We start from the raw sequence: 25,744 nt of genomic DNA on the forward strand, positions 1-25,744 counted from the left end.
CATGCGGCTATCGACAGCCCAACTTTTCGGCGGCGTGGTCGTCGCGGCTGCGGCCACCGGCGCGCACGCCGCGCAGCAGTGCGACTGGCCCGCGTATCGCCTCTTCGTCGAGCGCGTAGTGCAGGCCGACGGCCGCGTGATCGACCGCTCGACCGACACGCAGCAAACCACGTCCGAAGGCCAGTCCTACGCGATGTTCTTCGCGCTTGTCGCGAACGACCGCGCAACGTTCGATCGCGTGCTCAACTGGACGCGCACGAATCTGTCGGCCAATCAGTTCGATGCGGCGAGCCTGCGCCTGCCCGCGTGGCTATGGGGCAAGCGGCAAGACGGCTCGTTCGGCGTGATGGATGCGAACTCCGCTTCGGACTCGGACGTGTGGATCGCCTACGACCTCTTCGAGGCCGGGCGTCTCTGGAAAGAGCCGGCGTACACGAAGCTCGCCTATGCGCTCGCGACACAGATCGTGAAGCAGGAAGTCGCCGATCTGCCGGGCATCGGTCCGATGCTGCTGCCCGGGCCGCAAGGCTTTCGCAGCGGCCAGGTCACGCGCCTGAATCCGAGCTATCTGCCGCTGCCGGTCTTGCGCGGCCTGGCGCGCGAGATGCCCGACGGCCCGTGGACGAAGCTCGCGCAGAACGCCGCGAAGATGATCCGGATCACGTCGCCGCGCGGCTATGCGCCGGATTGGGCGGCGTATCAGGCAAGCGGGAACGGCCAGTTCGTCGTCGATCCGAAGAACGGCGATACCGGCAGCTACGACGCGATTCGCGTCTACCTGTGGGCCGGCATGGCCTCTGCAAGCGATCCGCTCGCGCGTGCCTGGCTCGACGCGCTCGGCGGCATGCGCGCGAGCGTCGCGCAGACGGGGTTCCCGCCGGAGAAGGTCTCGACCATGAGCGGCGCGGCGAGCGGGGAAGGCCCGCTCTCGTACTGGGGCGCGCTCGCGCCGTACTTCAAGGCGCTGAACGACGAACGCGGCGTCGGCCTCGCGCGCGCGCATCTGGAAGCACTGGCCGCGCCGCCGGGCGCGGGACGCGAGCCGGTCTACTACGACCGCGTGCTCGGCCTCTTCGGCGGCGGTTTCATCGACGGGCGATATCGCTTCGATGAAAACGGCCGGCTCGTGCCGAACTGGAGAAGCGCATGCTGATCCGGACTCGCAAGCGCGTGATCGCGGCGCTCCTGTGCGCTGTTCCGGCGATGGCGTTCGCGCAGGCCGCCGCCGATCCGCTCACGGTGCTCATCGATCAGGGCAAGTACTGGCAGGCGCACCGGCGCGGCGACCTCGCGGAGCAGGCGTGGCAGAAGGTGCTGCGCGTCAATCCGAAGCAGCCGGATGCACTCTTCGGCATGGGCATGGTGCTCGCGGATCGCAAGGACGGCAGCGGCGCGCAGCAATATCTCGCGCAGTTGCGTCAGGTTGCGCCGAACTATCCGAATATCGACGAACTCGGCCGGCGTCTCGGCGAAACCAGCTCGCGCGATCAGACCGTGAACGACGCGCGGCGTCTCGCGCAAAGCGGACAAAGCGCGTCGGCGGTGAACGAATACAAGCGTGCAATTGACGGCAAGCCCGCGACGCCCGCACTGCAACTCGAGTACTACCAGGCGCTTGCCGCCACGCCGCAGGGCTGGGACGAAGCACGTCGCGGTCTCGAACAACTCGCGCGCCGGAATGCCGACGATCCGCGCTATGCGCTTGCCTACGCGCAGCATCTGACGTATCGCGACAGCACGCGGCGCGACGGCATCGCGCGGCTCGCGAAGCTCTCGGGCGACAGCACGGTCGGCGCGGACGCGAAGAAGAGCTGGCGGCAGGCGCTGTTGTGGCTCGGCGCGCGGGCGTCCGATGCGCCGCTTTATCAGGCATACCTGCAAGTGTCACCGGACGATGCCGCCGTGAAAGCGCGTTTCGATTCGATGGTGCAGCAGGACAGGGCCGCGCGCGAACGCTCGCAGGCCGACGCCGCCGTCGATGCGCGCGGGCGCACCGTCGCGGAAGGCTTCACCGCGCTGGATCGCGGCGATCTCGCGACGGCGCGCGCGCGGTTCTCGTCGGTGCTCGCAAGCAATCCGAACGATGCCGACGCGCTCGGCGGCATGGGCGTCGCGGCGCTCAAGCAAGAGCGCTTTGCGGAGGCGCGCACGTATCTCGAACGCGCGTCGCGGGCCGGCAATCCGGCGCGCTGGAAAGACGCGCTCACAAGCGCGACGTACTGGACCTATACGAGCGATGCCATCGGCGCGCGCAGCAACGGACAGATCGCGCAGGCCAAGGCGCTCTTCGAGCGCGCCATCGCGATCAATCCGTCCGATGTCACCGCGCAAGTGCTGCTCGGCGAAATGCTGCTCGCGAACGGCGATCCGCGCGGCGCGGAGGCCGCGTATCGCATGGCGCTGCGGCGTCAGGCGGATAACCCCGATGCGATTCGCGGGCTCGTCGGCGCGCTGGCCGCGCAAGGCCGCGGCGACGAGGCGCTCGAATTCGCCAATCGGCTGAACACGGAGCAGCAGGCCAAGGCGGGCGGCATCAACACGCTGCGCGGCCAGGCGCAGGCCGCACAGGCGCGCGCGGCCGAAGCGCGCGGCGATCTCGGCGCGGCGCGCAGTCTCTTCGAAGACGCGCTGCTCAACCTGCCCGACGATCCGTGGCTGCGGCTCGACCTCGCGCGCATCTACGTGCGTCAGGGCGCCGTCGGCAATGCGCGCAGCATGATGGATGGCCTGCTCGCCGCGCATCCCGACATGACCGACGCGCTTTACGCGAGCGCGCTGCTTTCCGCCGAGACGCAGGACTGGTCCGCCGGTCTCGCGCAACTCGATCGTGTTGCCCAGGCGCAGCGCACATCCGCGATGACGGCGTTGCAGCATCGCTTGTGGGTGCATCAGCAGGCGGACCTCGCGACGCGCGCCGCCGCTGCCGGCCAAAACCAGCACGCGTTCGCGATTCTGCGACGCGCCGAACCGGTCGCGGCGGGCAATGCGGAACTGATGGGCGCGGTGGCGTCCGCTTATGTGCAGGCGGGCGATCCGTCGCGGGCGCTCTCGCTGATTCGCGGCGCGGTGGCCAATGCGCCGGGCGATGTCGGCCTGCAACTGCAATACGCGGGCATTCTGTCGGCGACGCATCAGGATGCCGAACTCGGCTCCGTCATGCGGCGTCTTTCGGCCACGCAGCTCACCACGCAGCAGCGCCGCGACTTCGACAACCTGAACGTGGGAATCGTGGTTGCGCAGGCGGATGCGGTGCGCAAGCAAGGCGACCTCGCCGCCGCCTACGACGTGATTTCGCCGTGGCTCGCCGCGACGCCCGACAACCCTGACCTGCAAGCGGCGCTCGGTCGCATGTACACCTCGGCGGGCGACGACCGCAGTGCGTTGTCGTGCTATCGAGCGGCGCTCGCGCGTCGTCCGGACGATGTCGCGTTGCAGACTTCCGCGATGTCGGCGGCAAGCGGCGTGCGCGATTTCAAGCTGGCGGAATCGCTTGCGAATCAGGCGTATGCGGCCGCGCCGAACGACCCCGGCGTGCTCGCGGCCATCGGGCGGATGTATCGCGCAGAGGGCAAGCTCGATCTCGCCGCGCAGTTTCTGCAACGTTCGCTCGTCGCTGCCAATATGCCGGCGATGGCGAATGCGTCCGCTCAGGGCAACCGCGTGCCCCGCGACTGGCAGGCCGCGATGAGCCGCATCGGTTCCATGCCGCTGCCGGGCACGAATCCGTTCGAGGGCAAGACCGCCGTCGATACGGCCACGCCGTCGCCGCTCGCCCCGTCGAGTGCGAACAACGCGGGCGCGTACCGGCCCGTCAACACAGAGAGTTATCCGCAAGCCGTGCCGTCCTACCCGCCACCCAGTCAGCCTAGTTCGGTGCCGTATGTGGCGCCGTATGTGGCGCCTTCTGTCGCGCCTTATTCTTCTCCGTTGGTCGCACCGGGCGCACCGTCCGGCGCCGCGCGCTCGGCGTCGAGCGGCGGTTACGGCGGTGTATCGGATAGCACCGGGCAAGCGGGCGGACGGCGCGCCTCCGGCGCATATGGCGGCGAAGCTTATGCATCGGCGCAAGCGCGGGCTTACCACGCGCCGGCCGCACCGGCTAATGCCGACAAGCATGCTTCCGATACGTATGGGGCGACGCAGCCGGATGCTTATATCGCACGGCCGCCATCTGCTGATGCGGACGGCTATGGTCCCGACAGCTACGGCAGCGCGCAAACCGGTGCTTATCGAGCGGCGCCGGCACCGGCTTACGGGTACGGCCCGGACACCTATGGCAGCGCGCAATCGGGTGCTCATCGAATGCCCCCGGCACCTGCTAATGGCTACGGCCCGGAGACATACGGCAGCGCGCAATCGGGTGCTTATCGAGCGGCACCGGCACCTGCTTACGGGTACGCCCCGGACACCTACGGCGCGGCGCAATCGGGTGCTTATCGGACGCCACCGGCACCTGCTAATGGCTACGGCCCGGACACCTATGGCGCTGCGCAATCCGGCGCGCCGCTTCAGCCGTATCCTGGACAGGACGCCAGCGGATATCGCGCGCAGACTTATCAGCCCGCGCCGGCGTATCAACCGTATGCGCCGCAAGCTGCCAGCTACCCGCCAGCGCCGGACGGCTACGACAGTTCGCCGTGGCCGATGTCGCCCGCCGCGCGCGATGCGCAAGCCAATGCGTACGCGCCGCAACCAGCCGCCAACGTGCCGGCCGGCAAACGCACGGCGACGCGCAAGAGCACAGCGAACACGGCGCGTGCCGCCGATCCGTATGCGTATGCGCAGCAGTCTCACGCGCAGGCATACGGACAGCCATATCAGCAGCCGTATCCGCAACAGGCTTATCAGCCGTATGCGCAGCAGCCGTATGCGCAGCAGCCGTATGTGCCGCAATACGCCCAGCAGCCGTATATTCCGCAGCCGCCCGCCGGATACGCACAGCCCTACTATCCCGCCCAGCCGCAAAGCGCACAGCGCGCGACGGCGGCCGCATCGATGAGCAACTCCGGTTTGCCCGCGCCGGTCGCCAATCCGCAAACCATCGGCGTCGCGGAGGAACTGGCGGCGATCAACCGCGAGCAGGCCAGCACGATCACCGGTGGCGTCATATTTCGCAATCGCGATGGCGAGAACGGACTGTCGAACCTGACGGATATCGAAGCGCCGATCGAAGGCCGCATCAAGGCGGGCAACGGACATATCGTCGTGCGCGCGACGCCTGTCACGCTGGATGCCGGCACGGCGAACGGCACGAACAACACGCTCGCGCGTTTCGGCGCGGGCACGAGCAATAACCAGAGCACGACGACGAACATCGTCAATCTGACGAACGACTTCGGCTCGCAGACGGCGACGGGCGTGGGGCTCTCCGTCGGCTACGAAAACCGCAACATCCAGGCCGATGTCGGCACCACGCCGCTCGGCTTTCGCGAAACGAACATCGTCGGCGGGCTGCAGTATCAGAACGCCATCACGGACAAAGTGTCGTACTCGCTCGCCGTCGCGCGACGCGCCGTCACCGACAGTCTCTTGTCCTACGCCGGCGCGCGCGATGACGGCGCGGGCCTCGAATGGGGCGGCGTGACATCGAGCGGCGCGCGCGCCGCGCTCAGCTGGGACGACAGCACGAGCGGCGTCTACGTGAACGCGGCCTACCAGTACCTCGACGGCAAACATGTCGCGACGAACAGCGCGGTGAAAGGCGGCGGCGGCATCTATACGCGTCTTCTGAAGGAGGCGGACCAGACGCTCACCGTCGGCGCGAACACGACGCTCATGCACTACGACAAGAATCTTTCGTACTTCACCTACGGCCAGGGCGGTTACTTCAGCCCGCAGCAGTACGTGATCCTGAACTTTCCGGTCGAATACATGGGCCGCACGGGGATGTTCAGCTACGACGTGAAAGGTTCGATCGGCGTGCAGCATTATCGACAGGATGCGTCGAACTACTTCCCCACCGACAGCACGCGTCAGTCGGCCGCCGCGAGTTCGCCGCTCAATCCGGACGTGGGCGCGGTCTATCCCGGGTCGAGCAAGACGGGCGTTTCGTATTCGCTCAACGCGACGGGCGAATATCAGCTTGCACCGCAGCTTGCGTTCGGCGCGACGGCATCGTTCGGCAACGCGTATCAGTTCCGCGAATGGCTTGCCGCGGTGTACGTGCGTTATAGCTTCACGCGTCAGGGCGGCGTGCAGCCGGCGTTTCCGCCGCAGGCGTTCAGTTCGCCGTATCTGTCGTTGTCGAATTGAGGCGGGGGCGCGTGCGGCGCGCTCCGTGCTCCAGCGTCGTCTGCACGCCCCCGTATGCGCTATTCAACTTCCCCGTCGTCGCTGTCCGCGGTCTTCGCGTCGTGCTCATGGTTCATCGCGGCGTCGGCGAGCGTCGCGGCTACTGCCGGCGCTTTCTCTTTGCGCTCGCTATAGCGATCGGTCAGGTAATCGGAGCGGTCTCGCACGAGCAGCGTGAACTTGTAGAGCTCTTCCATGACGTCGACCACCCGGTCATAGTACGCCGACGGTTTCATGCGCCCGTCGGCATCGAACTCCTGATACGCCTTCGCCACAGACGACTGGTTCGGAATCGTCACCATGCGCATCCAGCGGCCCAGCACGCGCAGCGCGTTGACCGCATTGAACGACTGCGATCCTCCGCAGACTTGCATCACCGCAAGCGTGCGCCCCTGCGTCGGGCGGATTCCACCGAATTCCAGCGGCAGCCAGTCAATCTGATTCTTGAAGACGGCGGTCAACGTGCCGTGGCGCTCGGGACTGCACCAGACTTGTCCTTCCGACCATTCGGATAGTCTGCGAAGCTCGACGACTTTCGGGTGGTCCGCCGGAACGCTGTCGGCAATCGGCAAGTCATGTGGATCGAAGACTCTCGTCTCAGCGCCGAAGTGCCGCAGAATGCGCTCGGCCTCCAGCGTCAGCAGCCGGCTGTACGACGTCGGCCGCAGCGAGCCATAGAGCAGCAAGATTCGCGGCGCGTGAGTCGAGACGGCGCGCGGCTCGAGCTTGTCGAGGTCCGGCGTATCGAGCAGTGAGAGCGTGACGTTACGCAGATCTGAAGGCATTAGCGAATGCTCCGGGCGTCAGAATCGATGATCCATTCGCCCTCTTTCTCGATGGACGCCGAATCCAAATACATAGTGATACGAAGTTTTCCGCCATCCGAGTACGGTGCATCGGGGTAGCCTAATCACTCCGAAATCCGCTTGAAACTCGCGTAATAATCGTCGGTGTAATAGCATTCGCCCGTTTGCCTGCGCGGGCCGCCGCACACGATGCGGCGTTGCCCGCGATCCGTCGCGCCCGGCGTTCGAACGGTGTAAGCATGGTAGTAGCCGCGGGGTTGCTGCGGCAGCAGACCGGCGCTGTTGCGAAAGAGCACGCCGTCGTCTTTATATGGGAATGGGCCGCCCGCTTTGATCAGACGAAGTGTGTCCGCGACTTCTCCCGGCAACTGCGCCCGGGCGACCGCAGGCACTGCGCCTCGCTCTTGCGCACCCGAGGCGGCCGTGACGCCGCTCGCGGCGCTGGCCTGGGCAGCCGCCTGACTTGCCGCTGCGCCCGGTTCCTGACTCGCGTTCTGCGAACCGTTCTTCCCGCATCCGCAAAGCGTCGCACTCAAGGCGATGACGCAAGGGAAAATCCATGCACGCTTGACCAAGCCGATGTCTCCGGTTGACTTGCACTCGACGACCGCGAACCATTGCAGCATATCGTTAGTGTCGCGGTGGAGCAATCGGGCATGTCCGGTTCGTGAGACTCCACATCGCGCAGGAAAGGCACTCGATACGCTGGCAGAATCGAAGGACGACAAGCACATGCGCGAGCGACGCCGCTCGCTGCATCGCAACAATGTCCGAAACCACGAACTCAGCAACAAGCACATCCAAGGACGTGACCATGCTGTCGAAAGAGAACGATTATGAAGCTGCTGTCGCAAGTTTTCGCTGGGACATTCCGCATCAGTACAACATCGGCGTGGACGTGTGCGACAAGTGGGCGGCCTCGCGTCCCGGCGACACCGCGTTGATCCATGAGCATCGGGACGGCCGCGTCGAACGGATGAGCTTCGGCGAATTGCAAAGCCAAAGCAATCGCGCCGCTCATTGCTTTCGCGCGCACGGCATCGTGAAGGGCAGCCGCGTCGCCATTCTCATTGCGCAATCGCCGCAGACAGCGATCGCGCACATCGCCGCCTTCAAGCTCGGCGCGATCTCGGTGCCGCTCTTCGCGCTCTTCGGCGAGGAAGCGCTCGAATTTCGTCTGCGGGACAGCGGGGCCAGTGTGCTAGTGACGGATGCAGCAGGCGCACGGAAGATTGCCGGCATACGAGACCGGTTGCCGGCATTGCGCACCGTCTTCGTGACGGGCGACCAGCCTGACGGCAGTGGCGCAGTCGAAAACTTCGACACAGCGCTCGCCGCACAAGACGACACGTTGGAGCCGGTTGCGACTACGGCGGATGACCCCGCCGTCATCATCTACACGTCCGGCACCACGGGCAAGCCGAAGGGCGCGCTACATGCGCAGCGGGTTTTGCTGGGCCATCTTCCCGGTGTCGAGATGTCGCACGGCGGCACCATCAGCCGAGATGACATTTTCTGGACGCCGGCGGACTGGGCTTGGATCGGCGGTCTGCTCGACGTCCTGTTGCCTGCGCTGCATCACGGTGCCACTGTCGTCTCGCACCGCTTCGACAAGTTCAATGCGCGAGCAGCCTTCGATCTGATGAGCCGCCACGGCGTGACGCACGTGTTTCTGCCGCCCACCGCGTTGAAGATGCTGCGTAGCGAAAAGGCGCCGCGCGAGCAATGGAACTTGCGGCTGCGCTCAGTCGCGAGCGGCGGAGAGTCGTTGGGAACGGAGCTGCTGACGTGGGGCAAGGAAGCGTTGGGCATCACCATCAACGAGTTCTACGGTCAGACCGAATGCAACATGGTGGTGTCGTCATGCGGGAACTGGTTCCCGGCTCGTCCCGGCGCGATCGGACGCGCTGCGCCCGGACACGATGTTCGCGTGGTGAACGATCACGGCATCGTGCAGGCGGTCGATGACATCGGCAACATCGCCATCAAGGCGCCGGACCCGGTCATGTTCCTGGGCTACTGGAACAATCCTTCGGCGACCGCAGAGAAGTTCGCGGGCGACTATCTGCTGACAGGCGATCTCGGACGCATGGACAGCGACGGCTTCATCCACTATGTGGGCCGCAACGACGACGTCATCACGAGCGCGGGTTATCGCATCGGCCCGGGCCCGATCGAAGACTGCCTGCTCGGGCATCCCGCCGTCCGGCTCGTGGCCGTCGTCGGCGTGCCCGATGCCGAGCGCACCGAGATAGTGAAGGCGTGTGTCGTCCTGGCCGATGGCTACTCTCCCGGCGAAGCCTTGACCCGCGAACTGCAGGACCATGTACGCACACGCCTGGCGGCACACGAATATCCGCGCGTCATCGAATACCGGGAGTCGTTGCCGATGACATCGACCGGAAAGCTCATCAGGCGCGAGTTGAGGACGCGCTAGAGCGCCTGCGAGACGCCTCTTTCAGAGGACGTTGATTGCGCGGCGCGAGCCAAAGAGGTTCCGAGAGATGCTCGGCGAAGAAGTCGGCAAGTGCCCTCACCCGCGCCGGGCGCGCTCGCGCCGAGGGCGTCACGAAATAGAGTCCGCCACGCGTCAAGTGCCAGTCGGTCAGGATCGCTTCGAGCCGTCCGTCTGCCAGATATTCACCGGCAATGAACTCCGGCAATTCCGCGATGGCAATTCCATCGAGCAGCGCCGGAAGTAGCGCATCGGAATTCGTAACGCGTAGCGGGCCGACCGGCGTGATGGGTTCTTCCTCGCCTGCATCGTTCACAAATCGCCAGACATCCGTGGCCGCGCGGTACGCATAGGAGAAACACGGCCGACCGACCAGATCGCGCGGATGCGTCGGCCGGCCGTATCGCTGCAGATAATCCGGTGAAGCGACGACCAGTTGCGATACCGCGCAAAGCCGCTTCGCCACGAGCGACGAGTCGGGCAACGCGGCGATTCTGAGCGCCGCATCGAACCCTTGCGCAACGATATCGACCGTCGCATCCGACAAGTGCAGGTCCACCGACACCTCGGGATAAGCGCGCAGGAACTTCGGCAGCAGCGGCGCGACCCATCGCAAGCCGAAAGACATGGGCACGGCCAGACGAACCAGTCCGCGCGGCTGCACCGACATCTCTTTCGCCGCGTTCTCGGCTTCTTCCGCCTGCCGATAGATATCCCCCGCCTTCTCCGCTATCGTGCCGCCGAACTCGGTCAGCGCAAGCTGGCGCGATGTTCGATTGAAGAGCCGCGCGCCGAGCCGCTCCTCCAGCCTCGCGACGCCGCGCGAAACAGTGGCGACGGAAACGCCCATTGCCCGCGCCGCCGCAGCGAACGACCCTTCCTCAGCGACCTTGGCGAACATCGCCAGCCCCTCGAAATCCGGGAGTTTCGTCATGTCATTTCTGCAATGATGGTTTGCAGGCGAGTCTATTTCGAAATGACGCGTGCGTCGATACTCTTCTCACACCGCTTCACGACTCGACATTTCAACAGAACGCACGCAAGGAGAAACACCATGGCACGCAAGCTCGAAGGCAAGATCGCTCTCGTTACCGGCGCAACCAGCGGCATCGGCCTGGCTACCGCGAAACGCTTCGCCGCAGAAGGCGCACATGTGTATATCACCGGCCGCCGTCAGGCCGAACTGGACGCAGCCGTCGCTGCCATCGACAACGCAACGGGCGTTCGCGTCGATTCATCGAAGCTCGATCAACTCGACGCGCTGTACGAGCAGATTCGCGGCGAAAAGGGCCGGCTCGACGTGTTGTTCGCCAATGCGGGCGGCGGCTCGATGGTGCCGCTCGGCGAGATCACCGAAGCGCACTATCACGACACGTTCGACCGCAATGTGAAGGGCACGCTCTTTACCGTGCAGAAAGCACTGCCCTTGCTGTCGAAAGGCGCATCGGTGATTCTGGCGGGATCGACGACGACTGTCGAAGGCACGGCGGCATTCAGCGTGTATTCGGCCTCCAAGGCCGCGATCCGCAACTTCGCTCGCAGCTGGATTCTCGATCTGAAAGATCGCGGCATTCGTGTGAACACCATCAGCCCCGGCGCGACGAAGACTCCCGGCCTCGTCGAACTCGCTGGCCCCGATGCCACGCAACAGCAAGGCTTGCTGGACTATCTGGCCTCGCGTATCCCGATGGGCCGCGTCGGCGATCCGAACGAAATCGCCGCTGCTGCGCTCTTTCTCGCTTCGGACGATGCGAGCTTCGTGAATGGAGCCGAACTGTTCGTCGATGGCGGACAGGCGCAAGTGTGAGCCTGAACGGCTGATCGCGCGGCGGCGCAAATGCCGCCGTCGCGCGGCCTTCTTGCACGTCACTGCACGTCACTTCTCTAGCGCGTGCAGAAGCCGGGTCAGGTTCTGCGGTTGGACCCGTATCATGCCGCCACGAGGACTATCGATGTCGGCAATGAGCGCGAGCGACAAGGCAATCGTCACGGGAAGAATGGTCATGAGCAGCACGGTACGGCGCCCGCCCTTCGCGCCATATCCCTGAACGGCGCATCCGAGAAGCGCGATCAGCATCATCAAAATCCACGAGCCGAGCGGGATTCGATTGATTCGCGCTGCTTCCGAATAGTCCTGCGAATTCAGCACGTCGTTCATACCCGCCACCACGAGCGACCCGATAGGCGTGGGCTGCGCCTTCGCGACCTGTTTTGCCAATTGCCACAGTTCGGCTTGCACCCCCGCTGTCTCGGCATCGAGGCGTTTGCGCGCGTCACCATCACGCGTCTGGAATTCGGCGAGGCGCAAGCGCGCATATCGGACCAACGCGGCTTTCATCATGTCGCCGATATGCGCATCGGCGAGATCGGCTCGAACGTATTCGGTGCCGATTGCGTTCGCCTCGGCTTCTTCGAGCGTCTTGCGCTGATCGTAGCGGTTGACCGCCATGGAAATGCTGAAGCCGATCAACAAGGCGAGTAGCGTCAGGGTCGCTCCCTGCACGACGTTGAAATCTTCCCGGTCGTCTTCGCGCATGGACGCCACGCGCCGGAGAACGAATACACCGAATGCCGTGGCGACGATGAATGCGGCCAGCAGCACGACGAAGAGTATCGCGGGATGATCGACGAGTGCCGCCATGCAATCTCTCCGTTGAGGTTGCTGGTATGACTCTCAGCGTGCAGCGGCCTCTTGACTCGCTTGGTTCGGCCTGGCCGCTCGTTACGCTTAGTGCGAGCAGCGCGATATGGCATAGGCGAGCAGGAAAACGCCGGCATCGCATAGGCAAACGGGCGACGCCGGCGCACGCATGGCTAATGCCATTTCGCGTTCTTGTGGCGCATTCGGCCGACCGTGTCCCACAGCTTTCTGGCCTGCTTCTGCGCGGCGCCCGAGTGATCCTCGTGATGAGGCTCCGCGTCACCGGCATGACCGGGCGTGACGCCTCGCCTTGCGCGCCTGAACATATCGACTAACTTCATCGCGACCTCCTTCTGCGGCAGAGACACCGCAAAATCTAGTCTACTCGGCTGCGAACGCGTTTGTAATGCGGCTTTGTCATGCTGCTCGCGAATGCCTATGTCGCGCGCAACCGCGGCGTTTCATAAACCGCGATGCGCTACTATCACGCGTGGCGCTTTAGCTGCTGTCCTTCACGAACGCCCGTTCACATTCAGGGGAAGCCAGTCGATGCGACGTGTCGTCTTCAATCAAAAAGGTGGCGTAGGCAAGTCCACGATCGTCTGCAATCTCGCTGCGATCAGCGCCTCGCGCGGCTTGCGCACGCTCGTCATCGATCTCGATCCGCAAGGCAACGCGAGCCAGTATTTGCTGGGCGCCGGCGCGCACGACGCGCACCCCAACCTCGCGAGCTTTTTCGAATCGGCATTGAGTTACAGCTTTCGCGAACCGGCGTTCGATTCGTTCATTCATGCCACGCCGTTCGCGGGTCTGGATATCGTGCCGTCGCATCCGAGCCTCGACACGCTGCAAAGCAAGCTGGAATCGCGCTACAAGATCTACAAGCTGCGCGACGCGCTCAAGGGTTTGTCCGATTACGATGCCGTCTACATCGACACGCCGCCCGCGCTCAACTTCTTCACGCGCTCGGCGCTGATTGCAGTGGAACGCTGTCTCGTTCCGTTCGATTGCGACGACTTCTCCCGCCGCGCGCTCTATTCCGTGCTGGAAAACGTGCAGGAAATTCGCCACGACCACAATCCTGAACTGATGATCGAAGGCATCGTCATCAACCAGTTTCAGCCGCGCGCGAGCCTGCCGCAGAAACTCGTCGATGAACTGCGCGCCGAGGATTTGCCCGTGCTCGATTCGCATATCTCCTCGTCCGTGAAGATTCGCGAGAGCCATCAACACGCGCGGCCGATGATCTACCTCGAGCCACGTCACAAGCTCGCGCAGGAATACGTCGCGCTGCATGACGAGTTGAACGGCTGAGTCAGTCCGTGTGCGCCACCGGCGCAGCGTGTGTCTCAGCGGGCGCTTCGCGACCGCCTTCCGCGCTGCTTCGCTCGGCCGCGATTCCGAAAAGCTGCTCGGGCGCGACCGGCTTGCTCAGCAAGTAGCCCTGCACGTAATCGCATTGCGCATCGCGCAGTATGCGCAGTTGCGGCGGATATTCCACGCCCTCCGCGGTCGCGGTCACGCCCAGCACATGCGACAAATGAATGATGCCGCGCACGATCTTGTGAATCGCGAAGTCGCTTTCGAGCCGCGCGATAAAGGAGCGGTCGATCTTCAGCGTGTCCGGCGAAAAATCGGCGAGATAGCGCAGGCTCGAATAGCCGGTTCCGAAATCGTCGATGGCAATGCGCACGCCGAGTTCCTTCAGCGCACGCAGCGTGCGTTGCGCGAGCTCGGGATTTTCCATCAATGCGCTTTCGGTCAGTTCCAGCTGAAGGCTGGACGCCGGCAGCCCGTGCCGCTGCAACGCGGTGTTCACGACTTCCACAATGGCCGCATCGCGCAACTGCCGCGCCGACACGTTGACCGACACGCCGAGCGCGTGCGCTCCGCTTGCCCGCCAGTGCGCAAGCTGCCGCAACGCCTCGTCCATGACCCATGCGCCGACTTCGTTGATGAACCCGCTCTCTTCGAGAATCGGAATGAACACGTCGGGCGGCACGAGCCCATGCGCGGGATGCCGCCAGCGAATCAGCGCCTCGACGCTACACACTTCGAGCGAATGCGGCTGATGAATCGGCTGATAGTGCAGAACGAACTGATTGTCAGCGAGCGCGGCGGGCACGTCGCGCTCCAGCCTGAAATCGACGATACGCCCCGTCGCCACCTGATCCGCGAATCGAAAGGCGTTGCGCCCGGCTTTCTTGGCGGCGTACATGGCGATGTCCGCGCTCGTCAGCAGCGTTTCGTGATCCGCGCCGTTCTCCGGGAAAACGGATATGCCGATGGACGCAGTCACGAACGTACCCGCCGGCGTCTGCTCGCCGGTCTGCCGCAATGCGCCGAGAACGCTCTTCGCGATGCTGGCGAGCTGGTCCTTGTCGCCGGCGTCGTCGATGAGCACGGCGAATTCGTCGCCGCCTAGCCGCGCGAGGAAAGCGCCCGCAGGCAGCGACGCCCGGATATCCTCGCTGAGCGACTTGAGCAGCCGGTCGGCCGCGGTGTGACCGAGCGTATCGTTCAGCACCTTGAAGCGGTCGAGATCGACGAACATCAAAGCAAACGTCGCGTCCTGCCGGCAACGCTCCTCGATGCCGCGCACGAGCGCACCGCGGTTTGCGAGCCCGGTGAGCGAATCGGTGTAGGCGAGCCGGTCCAGTTCCACGAGCCGCTCATGCTCCGCCGTCACGTCCTCGGAAACGCCGATGATTCGCGCCACGTTCCCGGCTGCGTCCAGTATTGGGTAAGCGGTGCTTTGCACCCAGCGGATTGCGCCGCTCTTTGTCCGGATGCGGTACTCCTGGCGGTCGCCGACCGACGTTTCGGTGATCCGGCGCATGGCCGACTGAATGAGTGGCCGGTCTTCGGGCAGCACGACCTCGAGCCACGCTTGCGGCCGCTCGCGCAGCGTCGCCGCCTCCAGGCCGAAGACGGACGCGCAGCCCGCGCTGATGTGGTGAAAGTAGCTGAAATCCGCGCTGTAAGAGTAGAAGCACAGCCCGATGTGCTCTTCCATTTCGGACATGAGTGCTTCTTTCGCCCGCAGGTCAGCCGCGAGTTCGGCTTCCTTCGTCATATCCAGCGACGCGCACAGGATGCCGTAAATCCCTCCGCCGCTCTTTTCGACCGGGATGAGCCGCGAATGCCACACCTTGGGCTCGCCCGCGGTCGTCGGGCACGTCCCCGTGAACGATGTCCGCGATCCTTGCAGCGCGGCATCGAACGCGTTGCGTGCTTCGAGCGCGTCGGCGCCGCTCCAGAAGCCGAGCCAGTCAGCGCCGGCGAGTTGCTCGGGACCCGCCGCCCGCATGAGTTCGGCGCCGTACTCGGAGATACGGACCAGGCGGCCGTCCGCGTCGAGCAGCTTCAGACAGTCGCGATTCGCGTCGAGCAGCGCCTTCGCGAGCGCCGCGGTTGCCTTCTGATGCGCGACCACGCGAAGCGTGCGGCGCACGCCGAACGTACAGACGACGACGCCGGCCACCGCGCCGACGCACATCGCGACCGTTGCCGACACCCACGCCAGCGCGAGATGGACGAGCGTGTATGCGCCCACAGCCGCAAGCAAAGGCGCGCCCAAGTCGCTCCATGAAAGATCCGCGCGCTTTGCGCAGACGCTCAGGAAGAAAGACAGGAAACCTTGATTCAGGGCGGAACTGTGGCTCGTTCGTGCGGCGCCGGTGGGGCTGGAGGCGGTTTGATGAGGCATTGGCGTCACGAAGCGGATTCGGATAGACGGGCGGCTGACGAGGCCGCGATAGAGATCACTTACCTCTTGTTTACGTCTCCTCGCGAAAATGCTTTAGCACACTGGCGTGCGGAGTCGCGAGGATTTCGAAACGCCGGACTTGTGCATTGCGACGAGGGTCTCTATAATGCGCGGCTCCACAGGCTCGTAGCTCAGCTGGTTAGAGCACCACCTTGACATGGTGGGGGTCGTTGGTTCGAGTCCAATCGAGCCTACCAACGCTTCTGCATCAAAGCAAAATCGCCGCGTTTATCGCGGCGATTTTGTTTTTGTCCCTCTCATTCCATTCGTCCTCCGCCAGTCGAACCACTAGTCCCACATGTTCCGAAACGCCACAGCGGCGATCACCGGCACCGTGAGCACGAGCGGAATGGCGAAGTACGGCACTTCCAGATCCACCGTCCAGCTATAGACCAGCCAGCCCACGCCGAGCGCGAGCGTGGCGATGCCGACCAGCGCGGACAGCACGTTGAGCGATCGCTTCGACAGGCGCCTGCGAGGCACTTCCTTGCTTTGAGTGGGTTCCATGATTGACATGCGCTGAACGCTAGGCGGTATTTCTGATTCTATACCGTCGGCAGGCCGTCGAAGGTCGCATGCCGACGGTCACGCATCGCGTCGAAAGCGAAACGGAGCGCGAATCAGAAGTCCGTCGTCATGGACAGGAGCACGGTGCGCGGCGCGCCTTGCGTCAGATAGCCGCCGATGGTCGAGGCCCAGTACGACTTGTTCGCCACGTTGAGCACGCTCGCACGGAAGGTCGTCGGCTTGCCGAAAAGCACCGTGGCGTACCGCGCGCCGAGGTCGAAGCGGTCCCAGTGCGGAATCGCGAGCGTGTTCGTCACGTTCAGATACTGCGAGCCGGTGTGAATCCAGCGCGCGGTCAGCGTGAGGCCGTTCAGAAGCGGCACGTCGTATTCCGCGTTGACGTTGAACATGAAGGTGGGCACGCCGATGGGCATGTTGCCGTCCGTCGTCGCGCTGCCGGTATCGAACTGCGTGCCGTGGATGTACGTCGCGCCCGCGATCAGCCGCACACCGCGAAGCGGCTCGCCATAAATGGACGCCTCGACGCCGCGATGCCGCTCGCGCCCGTTATCGACGAAAAAGCCCGCCGCGTCCGTGTACGTCAGCGGCTTCTCGGTCTGGAACAGCGCCACGGACGCGCCGTATTTGCCGTTGTCGTACTTCGCGCCGACTTCGTATTGCTTCGACTTCTCCGGCGGCAATTGCTGGCCGAAATTGAGCGCGGTATTCGGCGCGGAATCGCCGATAGTGAGCGCCTCGCTCCGGTTCGCGAAGAACGCCACGTTCTCCCACGGCTTCACGACGAGCCCGAAGAGCGGCGTCGTGATCGAATCGTTGTAGGCGCGCGTCTGCGTGCCGGTGTAATCGAACGTGTTGGTGTGCAGTTCCTGATAGCGCGCGCCGACCGTGAACAGCACGCGGTCATGCAGGAAGCCGAGCGTGTCCGACACGGACGCGCTGCGCATCAGATTGAGCGCGGTCGTCTGGGGATCGGCAAGGTTGCCGCCGGACAACGTCGTCGCCGGATACGGGACCTGCGGCGTGGCGTAGAGGCTCGTCGGGAAGGAGTCGCTGAAGGTGTACGCCGACTGCGAATCCACGCGAACGATTGACGCGCCCGCGGTGACGAAGTGCGACACCGGCCCGGTGTTGAAGTGGCCGCGCACGCCGGCTTCGGCGGACGTGCCGTCTTCCTGATGCGGCACACCCAGACGGAACGAAGTCGTGCCCGTGGCGGCGACGGTCGGCGATGCATAGTCGCCGTGCTCATCCGTGTGGCGCATGCCGCCCGTGACATACGCGGTCCAGCCGGGCAGAAAATCGTATTCGGCGCGCAAAATGCCGACCGTATCCTCGATGGAACTGAAGGTCCACGTCTGCGCGTAGTTGTAGCTGGCCGACGGCGTCGCCGGAATGAAGTCGCCGCTGACGTTCACGGTCGGCCGCGCGCCGTTCACGCGCTCGCGCTGGTAGAGGAAATCGCCGTAGAGACGCAGTTTGTCGCCGCGCCAGTCGAGCGAAACGGCCGTCGTGTTGTCGCGCCGATGTTCGCCGTCGATGCTCGTTTCGCCGTCGCGATTCGCCTGATTCACGCGGATGCCGAACTGCCCTTCGCTGCCGAAACGCCGGCCCACGTCCACATGCGCGCCGATTTCGCCCGACGCCGTGCCTTCCAGCGTGACGCGCGTGAGCGGCTTGTCGTCCGCGCGCTTGAGCTGCAAATTCAGTCCGCCGCCGACCGCCGAGCCATTCGGCGACGCGCCGTTCAGGAACGTATTCGCGCCCTTGAACACGTCGACTCGTTCAAGCGCATCCGTCGCGACGAGCTGACGCGGCGTGATGCCGTAGAGGCCGTCGAGCGAAACGTCGTCGCCCTGCAATTCGAACCCGCGGATGACGTACGTCTCCGCGAAATTCCCGAAGCCGTATGCGGTGCGCACGGCCGGATCGTTCGCGAGCACGTCGCCGATGGTGCGGGCCTGCTGATCTTCGATCAGCTTCGACGTGTAGGTCGTCATGCTGAACGGCACGTCGATGGTGCGCTGCTGGCCGAGCACGCCGAAGTCCGCGCCGCGCGCGACCTGTCCGCCGCCGAACGTCGGCGCGAGGTCGCCGGGCAGCGGCTCTTTCGCCGCCTGCACCTTCACGGCCGGCAGCGTGCTGTCCGCAGCGGAATCTTGCGCGTGCGCGGCAATGGAGAATGCGGCTGCAATCGCCGCGACGATGGCGGTGCGTAACGGCAGCGCCTTGGCAGGCACGGCCTGCGAGGAATGCGAAAGGGATACGGGCATGAATCGAGAAGAGCGTCGGTGGTGGTCGGTCTCCCGTCCCGGGGCGCTTGCGGAATCCGGGCGGCGTGGTTGTGTTTGCTTGTTCTTCGTTGGCAGCGGCCGCCGCATTGCGCGACGGTCCAGCGGTCAGCGGCGGATTCTATCGTAAATACGATTCATTATCATTTCGAGCGATGCTTCGGCCAGATGCAGCGATGTGAATCACCGCGATCAGGAAGCGACCGACCGACCGCGCGCCGCCCGCGCGTTCGCGGCGGCCGACTGCCGGCGCGCTGCGCGCTTTCGCAGCCAGATGATGAGCCCCGTCGCGCTCAATATCGCGACCGCGATCCCGACCGCGCTTATCACGATGCGCCCGGCCACGCCGATGATGCGCCCCGAATGCAGCGGAAACTGCGCCTGCATGAAGATGTCGCCCGCCGAACCGCGCCCCGGAATCGACGAGCCCGCGAGTGTGCCCGTGTGGCCGTTGTAGTAGAGCCAGGCATTGCCCAGGCCGCCGTCGCCGTGGTCCTGCCCCGGCGCGAAGAACCCAACGCCGTATGCTTCCAACGCCGGCACGTAGTAGAGCGCGCCCAGCGGTGCCGCAATGTGCTCGCGCTTCCCGTCGTTCGCGGCGGCGGCCAGAATCTGCTCGCGTGTCGCGGGAGCGCGGCCCGCGGAACCCGCGCGCACGAGCGCGGGGTTTTCGGCGAGCGACGGCGTGAGCGTCGAGAAAAGCGAAACGACCGGACGGACGACCCGATCGCCGAGATTCATCGATACCGACGTGAGCGCGACCATCACGAGCAGCGCCCAGATCCACACGCCGCCTGAACGATGCAGATCGAACGTGAGCGCATAACCGCCGCGGCTGAACCGGAACGCGAGCGACTTGCGCCACGCCTTCACGCTCGGAAACGAGAGTACGAGCGCGATCCCGCTGTCGAAGAACCACACGATGCCGACGATCCCCAGCAGCCACGTTCCGATTTCGAAGCCGCGCACGACCGGCAGATGCAGCGTGTAGTGCAGCTTGTACAGGAAAGGCATCAGATCGATGCGCGCCAGCGACACCGCGCCCCACATCCGGCGGCCCTGCACCTCTCCGGTCGCGGGATCGACGGCGATCTGGTTGTAGTCGACTGCGTAGGGCGCGCCGGTCGAGGGATTCGTGCGCGGCACGACCATCATCTGCACCGTGTGTCCCGGCTCGACGCCGAGCGGCAGGTACGTCACTTGGACGCGCGGATCGGCTGCCTCGACGCGCCGCGCGAGTTCGAGCGGCGCGAGCGGCGCAGCTTCGCTCTGCGCATGGAAAAAGGACGGGTTGAGCAGAGCGTCGATTTCGTGATCCCACGCGATGATGGCGCCTGTCAGCCCCGACACGAAAAGAAACAGCGCGGTCGCCACGCCGAACCAGCGATGCAGACGCACGAGCACGCGCCTCATTGGGACGATGCCTCGGAAACGATTGTGCGTGTCGCTGGAATCATGGAAGCCGCGCGTCGTGTAAATGGGAATTGTTCGCAATTGTAGCGGCGACGCGACCGACCGGCAAGCGCGCGGGCGCACGACATGCCGTGAAATAAGTTGCGCGTGGTTTTAGACGAGGTGCGTCGCTACAGTGGGCACATACGCAACCCACCAATGGCAACCATCATGGAACTGATCGGCAAAGTATCGTTGTATGTGCTGGTGATCGTGCTCGCGGCGTCGATGATCGAGGCGGTTTGCCTGAGCCGCACGCACAAGGGCACGGAGAAGGCGTTCGACTGGCACGAAGTCTGGATCTCGCTTGCCGATCTCGTCGGCCGCAAGCTGCTCGCGTTCGTGCCGCTCTCCCTCGCGACGCCGTTCTTCGCGTTCGCGTGGGAACACCGCATTCACACGGTGACGACAAATACGCCGCTCACCGTCTTCCTGCTCTTCATCGGCATGGAGTTCTGTTACTACTGGTATCACCGCGCGTCGCATACCGTTCGCTTTTTCTGGGCGACGCATGCGGTCCATCACTCGCCCAACCAGTTGACGCTCTCGTCCGCGTATCGGCTCGGCTGGACGTCGAAGATCACGGGCGCCGCGCTGTTCTTTACGCCGCTCGTGTGGCTGGGCCTGAAGCCCGAAGTCGTGCTCGCCGCGCTTTCCATCAACCTGCTCTATCAGTTCTGGCTTCACGCCACGTGGATTCCGAAGCTCGGCTGGCTCGAATACGTGTTCAATACGCCGTCGGCGCACCGTGTGCACCACGCATCGAATGCGGCTTATCTCGATGCGAACTTCGGCGGCGTGCTGGTCATTTTCGATCGACTGTTCGGCACGTATGTCGAGGAACGCGCCGATGAACCGTGCCGCTACGGACTCACGACGCCGACCACTTCGCACAATCCGGTCGTCGTGCAGATGGAGCACTGGGTAAGCCTCGCGAAAGACGTGTTCCGCGCGAAGAGCGTGTCGCAGGCGATCGGCTTCGTGTTGCGTCCGCCCGGCTGGCGGCCTGACGGCGAAGGCGAAACGACGGAAGCATTGCAGAAGCGGGCGCGCAGCCTAAACGAGGGCAGCAAGGCCATCGAGGCTTCGTGAGTTGTCCGCGGCGCAGTAACGAAAAGGCGGACACACGGTCCGCCTTCTTGCTGGCGCAATCAGAACGTGACCGTCTGATTGATGACTTGCTGGCCGTTCACCGTGATGACCGAAGTCGCCTTGCCGGTCTGCGTGCTAGTGCCGCCGGCAGGCAAGCTCGAACCGCCTGCGGGGAACGTGCCGCCGGTGCCGCTGCTGCCGGTGCTGCTCTTCGCGGCGCCGCCTGCAAGCTGTGCATGAGCGAGTGCGTTGCGGTCGATTCTGTTCATTGTGGATATCCTCTTTCGATTGAGATGCACCGGTTAGCCGCGCTCAGGGACGCGCGCTTCGCAGCGGTCCATGGCACGGAGCCGGTGACTGACATCATATGTCGCCCGATGTCGCGTTATCTTCATCAAAAGTCCTAATTATATTTTCCCGGAGGCACCCATTCGGCGACCGGACATCTTTGTGCGTAGAATCGCTGCCGCTGGACATGCTTCGGATTTGGCATCGGGCGACATGAGGCGTCCGGTGAGGAATCCGCCTTGCTGACGCTTCACGCACACGACGACACAGGACACGCGCCATGAACAGCTCGCCGACGAAATGGCCGATGCTTGCCGCCCTCGCAATGGTGCTGGCTGGCTGCGCCGCTGGCGGCTCGCCGCAGAACGCCACGCATCTGACGCAAACGCAGTGCCGCGACCTCGCCGCGCTCAGGAACAACGCGCCTCCGAACCGCGAGCGCAACGCAAGCGAACTGCAGGCGCTGAGGCAAGCGGGCTACGATGCATCGAAGTGGTACGACCCGTACTATCCCGACGATCTCCAGGCGGCGCAGCGAAAGGTCGATGCGTGGTTCGCCGCCGAATGCCGGCCCGCTGCGCAGCAAAGCGAGTGATCGCAAGCCGCAATCTGCATATCCTTAGCGCAAATCATGCGTTCCGCTACGCACACTCGCTGGCTATGATGAACAGTCCGACGGTTCGTACCGTCAACACTCCTGGAGCATCGAACTTGACCCGACCCGAAACACCGCGCCGTCCGCTCGTCGTCGGAATCGGCGGCACGACGCGGCCTGCGTCATCGACCGAACGCGCGCTCGCCTTCGCGCTCAAAGGCGCGCAGGAGTCCGGCGCTAGCGTGCAGTTGTTCGGCGGCGCGTTCCTGCATAGCCTTCCGCACTACGTGCCGGAATCGCGCGAACTGACCGACGAACAGCACGAACTCATCGAAGCCGTGCGCGCCGCCGACGCGCTCGTCATCGCGACGCCCGGCTATCACGGCGGTATCTCGGGCCTCGTCAAGAACGCGCTCGACACGCTTGAAGAATTGCGGCTCGACGAGCGTCCGTATCTCGATGGCCGCGCAGTCGGCAGCATCGTCACCGCGTATGGCTGGCAGGCGGCGGGCACCGTGCTGACGTCGCTGCGCTCCATCGTGCATGCGCTGCGCGGCTGGCCGACACCGTTCGGCGCAGCGGTGAACACGCTGGAGACGCGCTTCGAGTCCGCCGATACGTGCTCGGACCCGAAGGTCGTCGCGCAGCTTCGCACTGTCGGGCAACAGGCTGCGAGCTTCGCGCACGCGTTCGGCGCGCACCGGCCGGACGCATGGCATCGCGTGGACAACAAGCTGGCGGTGGCGCAGAGCTAGCGCCACCGCGTGATCACGCCGGACGCAGCACGCGCGAGAGCACGCGTTCTTCGAGTTCGGCGAATCCGTCCGCGGTGCGCGAACGCGGCCGCGTCAACGCAACGGGCGTATCCAACGTAATGCGCCCTTGCTCGATCAACACAATGCGATCGCCGAGCGACACCGCTTCCTGCACGTCGTGCGTGACGAGCAGCGCCGTGAATCCGTGCTCGCGCCACAGCCGCTCGATCAAACCGTGCATTTCGATGCGCGTCAACGCGTCGAGCGCGCCAAGCGGTTCATCCAGCAACAGCAGGTCCGGGCGATGCACCAGCGCACGCGCCAGCGCCACGCGTTGCCGCTGACCGCCGGACAATCGCGACGGCCAGTCCTTCTCGCGCTCGGCCAGGCCCACTTCGGCGAGCGTCGCACGCGCTTCGTCGCGTCTGCTGCGCGGCAGGCCGATCATCACGTTGTCGAGCACGCTCTTCCACGGCAGCAGCCGCGCGTCCTGAAACATGATGCGAGTCTGCAGCGCGCCGCCGGGCGTCGCCGCATGGCGCTCGACGACGCCGCCCGATGCTTCGTCGAGCCCTGCAATGAGCCGCAGCAAGGTGGATTTGCCGCAGCCGCTGCGCCCGACGATCGACACGAAGCTGCCGCGCTCGATCGAGAAGTCCAGGTTCGTCAGTACGCGGCGCTCGCCGAAGCGCTTCTCGACGCCGCGCAGCGACACAGCGACGTCGCGGCCTGCGGGCGTTCGGCCAAGCGGCTCCGCGCGGCGCGCGACCGGCTGTTGTGCGAGGTCCAACGTATCCACGGAAATCAGGTTCACGGCTGCGCCTCGTTTTGATAAGCGGGATGCCAGCGCAGGCTTGCGCGTTCGATGGCGCGGGCGGCCATGTCCGCGAGCTTGCCGAGCAGCGCATAAAGCAGGATGCCGAGCACGACGACATCCGTTTGCAGGAACTCGCGCGCGTTCATCGTCATATAGCCGATGCCCGACTGCGCGGAAATGGTCTCCGCGACGATCAGCATCACCCACATGAGCCCTAACGCGAAGCGCACGCCGACGAGAATGGACGGCAACGCGCCCGGCAAAATCACATGACGATACAACGCAAAGCCCGAGAGCCCATAGCTGCGCGACATTTCGATCAGATCGCGGTCCACCGAGCGAATGCCGTGATACGTGTTCACATACACCGGAAAGAACACGCCCAGCGCAACGAGCACGAGCTTCGCTTCCTCGCCGATGCCGAACCACAAGATCAGGAGCGGGATCATCGCGAGCGCGGGGATGTTGCGGATCATCTGCACGGTGGAATCGAGCACAATTTCGGCGGGCCTGGAGAGACCCGTCGCAAGCCCGAGCACGAAACCAATGCCGCCGCCGACGGCGAAACCCGCGAACGCGCGCCATGCGCTGATTCTCACGTCCGTCCACAGTTCACCCGACTGCCAGAGCGACCACGCCGCCTTCGCGACCGCGAGCGGCTCGGGCAGCACGCGCGCGGACAGCCCGCCCGTGCGCGCGGCGGCTTCCCACGCAAGCAGAATCAGAAGCGGGACGATCCACGGCAAGACGCGCGTCCCGGCGCGTCGCAGCGTTTCATTTGGCTTCATCGCGGCCCTCAACGAAGCGCGGCCTTCGGCAGTTCGGAGGTGCCGATCACTTCGCCGAACGGCCCCGAAAGCGGCCCGGACGCGCGGGCTTGCTGCGCGCGCGGCAGCAGCGGAAACACAAGTTCCGCGAAGCGATACGACTCCTCCAGATGCGGATAGCCGGACAAGATGAACGTCTCGACGCCGATTTCAGCGTACTGCTTCATCAGCCCCGCGACCTGCTCCGGATTGCCGACGAGCGCCGTTCCCGCGCCGCCGCGCACGAGCCCGACGCCCGCCCACAAATGCGGATACACCTCCAGCTTGTCGCGTTTGCCGCCGTGCAGCGCGGCCATGCGCCGCTGGCCTTCCGAATCCATCTTCGCGAACTGCGCCTGCGCGCGCCGGATCGTCTCGTCGTCGAGCTTGCTGATGAGCTTGTCGGCGTCGGCCCACGCTTCCGCTTCCGTCTCGCGCACGATCACATGCAGACGAATGCCGAAACGAATGCTGCGCCCTTGCGCCTCTGCGCGGCGGCGGATATCGGCGAGTTTCTTCTCGACTTCAGCAGGCGGCTCGCCCCACGTGAGATACGTGTCGATATGCTTCGACGCGATTTCGTGCGCAGCCGGCGACGACCCGCCGAACCACAGCGGCGGATGCGGCCGCTGCACCGGCGGATACAGCACCTTGCCGCCTTCCGTGCGCAGATGCTTGCCCGCGAAGTCGAAACTGCCCTTCTCGTGCGACGTTTCCAGAAGGCCACGCCAGATGCTCAGAAACTCGTCGGTGATCTCGTAGCGCGTGTCGTGACCCTCGAACACGCCGTCGCCGGCAAGCTCGTTCGGATCGCCGCCCGTCACGACGTTGATGAGCAGGCGCCCGTTCGAGAGACGATCGAAGGTCGATGCCATGCGCGCCGAGAGCCCCGGCGAACTCAGGCCCGGCCGGATCGCAACGAGAAACTTGAGGCGCCGCGTCGCCGGAATAAGGCTGGATGCGACCACCCACGCGTCTTCGCATGAGCGGCCCGTCGGCAGCAGCACGCCTTCGTAGCCGAGCGTGTCGGCAGCGACGGCGATCTGCCGGAAGTAATCGTAGTCGGCGGCACGCGCGCCTTGCGACGTGCCGAGATAGCGGCTGTCGCCATGAGTCGGGATGAACCAGAAGACATTCATGCTTGGGCGTTTCTCTCGTGGT

The 25,744-nt window shown here is 64.8% G+C and carries 20 protein-coding genes, 1 tRNA gene and 1 pseudogene; 9 read left to right on the forward strand and 13 right to left on the reverse strand.

The features are described from left to right. Position 1: 1 nt before the first annotated feature. On the forward strand, positions 2-1,153 hold the full coding sequence (bcsZ, locus tag P9239_RS02345) for a cellulose synthase complex periplasmic endoglucanase BcsZ (protein ID WP_309748897.1): 1,152 nt from the start codon (positions 2-4) through the stop codon (positions 1,151-1,153). Further along, positions 1,147-6,252 carry a cellulose synthase subunit BcsC-related outer membrane protein gene (locus P9239_RS02350; RefSeq protein ID WP_404980157.1) on the forward strand — a complete coding sequence of 1,702 codons (5,106 nt, stop codon included), beginning with the start codon at positions 1,147-1,149 and terminating at the stop codon, positions 6,250-6,252. Before bcsZ ends, P9239_RS02350 begins: the two co-directional genes overlap by 7 nt. A gap of 59 nt (positions 6,253-6,311) precedes the next feature. On the opposite strand, the gene arsH is transcribed toward P9239_RS02350, so the two are convergent. Beyond that, entirely contained in the window at positions 6,312-7,076 is a 765-nt protein-coding gene (arsH, locus tag P9239_RS02355; protein WP_309748898.1) for an arsenical resistance protein ArsH, read from the reverse strand. A 125-nt stretch (positions 7,077-7,201) separates the two neighbouring features. Beyond that, complete coding sequence (locus P9239_RS02360; RefSeq protein ID WP_309749597.1) at positions 7,202-7,723, reverse strand: ribonuclease; 522 nt, start codon at positions 7,721-7,723, stop codon at positions 7,202-7,204. Positions 7,724-7,911: 188 nt separating this feature from the next. Between P9239_RS02360 and P9239_RS02365 the strand changes: the two genes are divergently transcribed. Next, positions 7,912-9,534, forward strand: a complete 1,623-nt coding sequence (locus tag P9239_RS02365) for an acyl-CoA synthetase (RefSeq protein ID WP_309748899.1) — start codon at positions 7,912-7,914, stop codon at positions 9,532-9,534. 37 nt (positions 9,535-9,571) lie between these two features. Here the strand turns inward: P9239_RS02365 and P9239_RS02370 are convergent. Next, a pseudogene (locus tag P9239_RS02370) lies at positions 9,572-10,486 on the reverse strand (LysR family transcriptional regulator); the annotation flags it as partial. 120 nt (positions 10,487-10,606) lie between these two features. Between P9239_RS02370 and P9239_RS02375 the strand changes: the two are divergent. Further along, positions 10,607-11,359 (forward strand): SDR family oxidoreductase, encoded by a 753-nt coding sequence (locus P9239_RS02375; protein ID WP_309748900.1) that lies wholly within the window; start codon positions 10,607-10,609, stop codon positions 11,357-11,359. 69 nt (positions 11,360-11,428) lie between these two features. Here the strand turns inward: P9239_RS02375 and P9239_RS02380 are convergent, their stop codons facing one another. Both P9239_RS02380 and P9239_RS02385 read right to left on the reverse strand, forming a co-directional pair. Further along, on the reverse strand, positions 11,429-12,193 hold the full coding sequence (locus P9239_RS02380) for a hypothetical protein (protein ID WP_309748901.1): 765 nt from the start codon (positions 12,191-12,193) through the stop codon (positions 11,429-11,431). A gap of 173 nt (positions 12,194-12,366) precedes the next feature. Next, complete coding sequence (locus P9239_RS02385; protein ID WP_309748902.1) at positions 12,367-12,534, reverse strand: hypothetical protein; 168 nt, start codon at positions 12,532-12,534, stop codon at positions 12,367-12,369. A gap of 208 nt (positions 12,535-12,742) precedes the next feature. Between P9239_RS02385 and P9239_RS02390 the strand changes: the two genes are divergently transcribed. Further along, a complete protein-coding gene (locus P9239_RS02390) occupies positions 12,743-13,507 on the forward strand; it encodes a ParA family protein (RefSeq protein WP_309748903.1) in 765 nt (254 codons plus the stop codon). Between the two features lies 1 nt (position 13,508). On the opposite strand, the gene P9239_RS02395 is transcribed toward P9239_RS02390, so the two are convergent. After that, a complete protein-coding gene (locus P9239_RS02395) occupies positions 13,509-15,773 on the reverse strand; it encodes an EAL domain-containing protein (protein ID WP_309748904.1) in 2,265 nt (754 codons plus the stop codon). 309 nt (positions 15,774-16,082) lie between these two features. Here P9239_RS02395 and P9239_RS02400 point away from each other — a divergent pair. Further along, positions 16,083-16,159, forward strand: a tRNA-Val gene (locus P9239_RS02400). Positions 16,160-16,250: 91 nt separating this feature from the next. Here the strand turns inward: P9239_RS02400 and P9239_RS02405 are convergent. From P9239_RS02405 to P9239_RS02415, 3 genes are all read right to left on the reverse strand, one after another. Then, positions 16,251-16,469, reverse strand: coding sequence for a hypothetical protein (locus P9239_RS02405; protein WP_309748905.1), 219 nt, complete (start codon positions 16,467-16,469; stop codon positions 16,251-16,253). Between the two features lie 113 nt (positions 16,470-16,582). Continuing rightward, positions 16,583-18,760, reverse strand: a complete 2,178-nt coding sequence (locus P9239_RS02410) for a TonB-dependent siderophore receptor (RefSeq protein WP_309748906.1) — start codon at positions 18,758-18,760, stop codon at positions 16,583-16,585. 210 nt (positions 18,761-18,970) lie between these two features. Then, a complete protein-coding gene (locus tag P9239_RS02415) occupies positions 18,971-20,191 on the reverse strand; it encodes a PepSY-associated TM helix domain-containing protein (protein WP_309748907.1) in 1,221 nt (406 codons plus the stop codon). Between the two features lie 210 nt (positions 20,192-20,401). Here P9239_RS02415 and P9239_RS02420 point away from each other — a divergent pair, with 210 nt between their 5' ends. Continuing rightward, positions 20,402-21,322: a sterol desaturase family protein gene (locus tag P9239_RS02420; protein WP_309749598.1), complete on the forward strand. Its 921-nt coding sequence runs from the start codon at positions 20,402-20,404 to the stop codon at positions 21,320-21,322. Positions 21,323-21,381: 59 nt separating this feature from the next. Here P9239_RS02420 and P9239_RS02425 read toward each other — a convergent pair whose 3' ends face one another. Continuing rightward, positions 21,382-21,591 carry a hypothetical protein gene (locus P9239_RS02425; protein ID WP_309748908.1) on the reverse strand — a complete coding sequence of 70 codons (210 nt, stop codon included), beginning with the start codon at positions 21,589-21,591 and terminating at the stop codon, positions 21,382-21,384. 299 nt (positions 21,592-21,890) lie between these two features. Between P9239_RS02425 and P9239_RS02430 the strand changes: the two genes are divergently transcribed. Together P9239_RS02430 and P9239_RS02435 are read left to right on the forward strand one after the other, a co-directional pair. Next, entirely contained in the window at positions 21,891-22,205 is a 315-nt protein-coding gene (locus tag P9239_RS02430; protein ID WP_309748909.1) for a hypothetical protein, read from the forward strand. 68 nt (positions 22,206-22,273) lie between these two features. Continuing rightward, positions 22,274-22,960, forward strand: coding sequence for an NADPH-dependent FMN reductase (locus tag P9239_RS02435; protein WP_404980158.1), 687 nt, complete (start codon positions 22,274-22,276; stop codon positions 22,958-22,960). Between the two features lie 13 nt (positions 22,961-22,973). Here P9239_RS02435 and P9239_RS02440 read toward each other — a convergent pair whose 3' ends face one another. The 3 genes from P9239_RS02440 to ssuD are packed head-to-tail and all read right to left on the reverse strand — an operon-like array spanning position 22,974 to position 25,722. Then, positions 22,974-23,765 carry an ATP-binding cassette domain-containing protein gene (locus tag P9239_RS02440; protein ID WP_404980186.1) on the reverse strand — a complete coding sequence of 264 codons (792 nt, stop codon included), beginning with the start codon at positions 23,763-23,765 and terminating at the stop codon, positions 22,974-22,976. A 5-nt stretch (positions 23,766-23,770) separates the two neighbouring features. After that, on the reverse strand, positions 23,771-24,565 hold the full coding sequence (gene ssuC, locus P9239_RS02445; RefSeq protein WP_309748911.1) for an aliphatic sulfonate ABC transporter permease SsuC: 795 nt from the start codon (positions 24,563-24,565) through the stop codon (positions 23,771-23,773). A gap of 8 nt (positions 24,566-24,573) precedes the next feature. Then, positions 24,574-25,722, reverse strand: coding sequence for an FMNH2-dependent alkanesulfonate monooxygenase (gene ssuD, locus P9239_RS02450; RefSeq protein WP_309748912.1), 1,149 nt, complete (start codon positions 25,720-25,722; stop codon positions 24,574-24,576). Between the last annotated feature and the right edge of the window lie 22 nt (positions 25,723-25,744).

Source organism: Caballeronia sp. LZ062 (assembly GCF_031450785.1).
In the GTDB taxonomy this organism is placed as follows: Bacteria; Pseudomonadota; Gammaproteobacteria; order Burkholderiales; family Burkholderiaceae; genus Caballeronia.

Coding starts and splice junctions, on each gene's coding strand:
- bcsZ (WP_309748897.1), top strand. CDS start 2: ATGCGGCTATCGACAGCCCAACTTTTCGGCGGCGTGGTCGTCGCGGCT.
- P9239_RS02350 (WP_404980157.1), top strand. CDS start 1,147: ATGCTGATCCGGACTCGCAAGCGCGTGATCGCGGCGCTCCTGTGCGCT.
- arsH (WP_309748898.1), bottom strand. CDS start 7,076: ATGCCTTCAGATCTGCGTAACGTCACGCTCTCACTGCTCGATACGCCG.
- P9239_RS02360 (WP_309749597.1), bottom strand. CDS start 7,723: ATGCTGCAATGGTTCGCGGTCGTCGAGTGCAAGTCAACCGGAGACATC.
- P9239_RS02365 (WP_309748899.1), top strand. CDS start 7,912: ATGCTGTCGAAAGAGAACGATTATGAAGCTGCTGTCGCAAGTTTTCGC.
- P9239_RS02375 (WP_309748900.1), top strand. CDS start 10,607: ATGGCACGCAAGCTCGAAGGCAAGATCGCTCTCGTTACCGGCGCAACC.
- P9239_RS02380 (WP_309748901.1), bottom strand. CDS start 12,193: ATGGCGGCACTCGTCGATCATCCCGCGATACTCTTCGTCGTGCTGCTG.
- P9239_RS02385 (WP_309748902.1), bottom strand. CDS start 12,534: ATGAAGTTAGTCGATATGTTCAGGCGCGCAAGGCGAGGCGTCACGCCC.
- P9239_RS02390 (WP_309748903.1), top strand. CDS start 12,743: ATGCGACGTGTCGTCTTCAATCAAAAAGGTGGCGTAGGCAAGTCCACG.
- P9239_RS02405 (WP_309748905.1), bottom strand. CDS start 16,469: ATGGAACCCACTCAAAGCAAGGAAGTGCCTCGCAGGCGCCTGTCGAAG.
- P9239_RS02410 (WP_309748906.1), bottom strand. CDS start 18,760: ATGCCCGTATCCCTTTCGCATTCCTCGCAGGCCGTGCCTGCCAAGGCG.
- P9239_RS02415 (WP_309748907.1), bottom strand. CDS start 20,191: ATGAGGCGCGTGCTCGTGCGTCTGCATCGCTGGTTCGGCGTGGCGACC.
- P9239_RS02420 (WP_309749598.1), top strand. CDS start 20,402: ATGGAACTGATCGGCAAAGTATCGTTGTATGTGCTGGTGATCGTGCTC.
- P9239_RS02425 (WP_309748908.1), bottom strand. CDS start 21,591: ATGAACAGAATCGACCGCAACGCACTCGCTCATGCACAGCTTGCAGGC.
- P9239_RS02430 (WP_309748909.1), top strand. CDS start 21,891: ATGAACAGCTCGCCGACGAAATGGCCGATGCTTGCCGCCCTCGCAATG.
- P9239_RS02435 (WP_404980158.1), top strand. CDS start 22,274: ATGAACAGTCCGACGGTTCGTACCGTCAACACTCCTGGAGCATCGAAC.
- ssuC (WP_309748911.1), bottom strand. CDS start 24,565: ATGAAGCCAAATGAAACGCTGCGACGCGCCGGGACGCGCGTCTTGCCG.
- ssuD (WP_309748912.1), bottom strand. CDS start 25,722: ATGAATGTCTTCTGGTTCATCCCGACTCATGGCGACAGCCGCTATCTC.